Origin of the sequence: Micromonospora qiuiae (assembly GCF_016863555.1) — a bacterium.
GTDB classification, from domain to species: domain Bacteria; phylum Actinomycetota; class Actinomycetes; order Mycobacteriales; family Micromonosporaceae; genus Micromonospora; species Micromonospora qiuiae.
Genome location: NZ_BOPC01000069.1, coordinates 1 through 2,481, shown reverse-complemented (window position 1 = coordinate 2,481; position 2,481 = coordinate 1). Strand labels below are relative to the sequence as shown.

General features: G+C 66.7%; 2 protein-coding genes and 1 tRNA gene. 2 read left to right on the top strand and 1 reads right to left on the bottom strand.

The window, feature by feature from the left end; all coding sequences use genetic code 11:
* Nucleotides 1–52: 52 nt before the first annotated feature.
* Nucleotides 53–484: an SsgA family sporulation/cell division regulator gene (locus Vqi01_RS22830; RefSeq protein WP_007457244.1), complete on the bottom strand. Its 432-nt coding sequence runs from the start codon at nt 482–484 to the stop codon at nt 53–55.
* A 273-nt stretch (nt 485–757) separates the two neighbouring features.
* Here Vqi01_RS22830 and Vqi01_RS31685 point away from each other — a divergent pair, with 273 nt between their 5' ends.
* Both Vqi01_RS31685 and Vqi01_RS22820 read left to right on the top strand, forming a co-directional pair.
* Entirely contained in the window at nt 758–1,486 is a 729-nt protein-coding gene (locus Vqi01_RS31685) for a TIGR02611 family protein (protein WP_372444411.1), read from the top strand.
* A gap of 51 nt (nt 1,487–1,537) precedes the next feature.
* A tRNA-Val gene (locus Vqi01_RS22820) sits at nt 1,538–1,612 on the top strand.
* Nucleotides 1,613–2,481: the final 869 nt, after the last annotated feature.

Genomic DNA, 2,481 nt, shown 5'->3' with positions numbered 1-2,481 from the left:
ACGGGGCCGCGCGGACTCGGCAGATCCGCGCGGCCCCGGCCTTCCGTCTCGGTCAGCGCCCGGCCAGCAGCCGGTTCACCGCCGTGTCGACGTCCAGGTGTTCGGCCTCCCGGCCGCGTGGGACGACGACGTAGGTTCGCCGCAGGAAGCGCACCAGCACGCTGCGCGGCACCTCGAACAGGGCGTTGCCGTCGGGCGACGACAGCGCCAGGGCGACGAAGTCCCCACGCGGTGTCGCCCAGGGCCAGACCCGCACGTCGCCGATGCCGGCCGGCTCGTCGAGCCCGGTGACCAGCAATTCGCGGGCGAAGGACCAACTCACCGCCTCGCCACCGGCCGATTCGGCGTGGAATAGGACATGGACGGCATACGGGTCAGCAGGGTCGTAGCGCAGACTGGCGCGCACCGGCAAGGCGGTGGCGTCAGGCGCGACGAGCCTTAGTGACGTCTCGACCTCTACGGTCGTCGGTCGGATGACACTCATGAACGTTCTCCCCCCGGCACCGCTGCGGAACGCGCGTGTCCCGCTTTTCCCATACTCAGGCGCTACTCCTGGCTACGCTCCGCCATACGCTGACTTCACCCAGTGGTGGGAAGGGGGTCGGAAAGGCCGCGTGAATGTGAAAATTCATCTAGGATTTCCGGTTCTGCCCAGTGCGTTGATCCCGCCCGGCATCGGGTTGGTTCAGTCGTCGACTTACTCCGGTAACGTCCAGTCGGCCGTTGCAGTGACGGGCTCGCGTCACACTGGGGTGAAATGGTCGGTAAGCGATCCTCAGTGGACCTCATGGCGGCGCGGATCCCGCCGAACGTCGCGGTCCGAAGAGCCGAACAGCGGGGGTACGGGGTGCCAGAGGAGCAGGGTGACCGGCGCGGTCGGTCCGTGGTCGAACGCGGCCCGTCCGGTGATGACCGGCCGGGTGGCAACGGGTCCGGCTACGCCAGGGAGAATGGCTCCGCCGGGCGGGGTGAGTACGCCTCGGCGAGGCGAACAGGTCCGGTCGGGGTGAACGGTGGCGGGTTGATCGAGATGAACGGCAGTGCCGAACGCGAGGAGGGTGCTGTCGCCGTATCCGAGCGGCGCGACCACACGCGCTGGCGGCGGCGAATATCCACCACCCTTGCACTGATCCGGGCCAATCCCACCGGCCGGGTCGCCCTCAAGATCGTAGTTGGGATGCTGGGCGCCCTCGTGATCTGCGTCGGCGTCGTGCTCATCCCACTGCCCGGCCCCGGCTGGCTGATCGTGATCGCCGGCCTCGGCATCTGGGCGGTGGAGTTCCACTGGGCCAAGCGACTGCTCAACTTCACTCGCCGCCACGTCTACGGCTGGGCAGCCTGGGTGAAGAAGCAGTCACTCGCCGTAAGGTTTGTGATCGGCTCGGTCGGCATCGTCTTCGTCAGCGCCGTGGCCCTGTTCTCGATCAAGCACAGCCTCGGCATCGACGTGATCGCCCGGGTGCTGCACTACCTCGCGACGCACTGACCCCGGGTTCGCGATCCGGACGCTCGATCGGGTAGAGTCATCCGCGCTGAGGGGCGATTAGCTCAGCGGGAGAGCGCTTCGTTCACACCGAAGAGGTCACTGGTTCGATCCCAGTATCGCCCACCATCGATACATATAGGTCAGAAGCTCGTTGCCGGAAGAGTCGGTAACGAGCTTCTTGGCTGTCACCCCTTAAATTGGGAGCAGTTTGGGAGCAGGCTGGCGATGACGCGGGCTGTGCCTCCCAGCCCGCCATTCCGGTGGCCGGCGAACGCGTGATCGCTTCGAGATCCCGGAAGCCCGGACGGCTCGGTTCTTGGACCGGTGGGCGTCGCGGAGACTCTTCTGCCCGCCATTGACCCGCAGGCACTGCCGCCCTGGTCCCACATTGGAGGTCGGGACGCCACCAGCGGGTGCTCGCGGCGTCTGCCACCCGAAGGCAATGACGGTAACTACCCGAGCTTTGGAACGGGTCGACGACTTTTCTCACTGGTACGGCCAGCAGCCTTCGTCCTCCTCAATCTCGCCAAGACCGACAAGGCCTGCTCGCGGATGGAGCCGCACACGAACTCGGACATTTACTCCTGCAGCACGGCGCCGAGCCGGCAGCCAATTCTGCAACGCGCGGCCACCGCGTTCGCCTCCGAGTTCCTCGCCCCCAGCACGCTCCTGGCCGACGAACTGCCACCGCGGCTCGACTTCGAACTCGAATGCCGCTGGGGCATCAGCCTCAAAGCCCTCGTCTGCCGGGGCCGGGGCAACTCCACCACGACGCCGCCGACGACGTCGCCAGCAAGATCAAAAACAGGCGACGCGACATCGCGTAAGCGCCACCGCCGAGCAGTGCGGGATGGTCGCCAGGGCAGGTTGGCTCGCGATGGCTGCGGCGTGGTCCCTCGTGGGATCGAGTAGGGAGCCGGCATGACTCCCAGATGGGATAGACAGCTACTCCGGGATGGTCCGGCTATGGAAGGAGGTCCCTGGTGCCGTAGTTG

Excerpts from the sequence above, each read along its gene's own strand:
- Vqi01_RS22830 (WP_007457244.1), bottom strand. The coding sequence starts at position 484 with ATGAGTGTCATCCGACCGACGACCGTAGAGGTCGAGACGTCACTAAGG.
- Vqi01_RS31685 (WP_372444411.1), top strand. The coding sequence starts at position 758 with ATGGTCGGTAAGCGATCCTCAGTGGACCTCATGGCGGCGCGGATCCCG.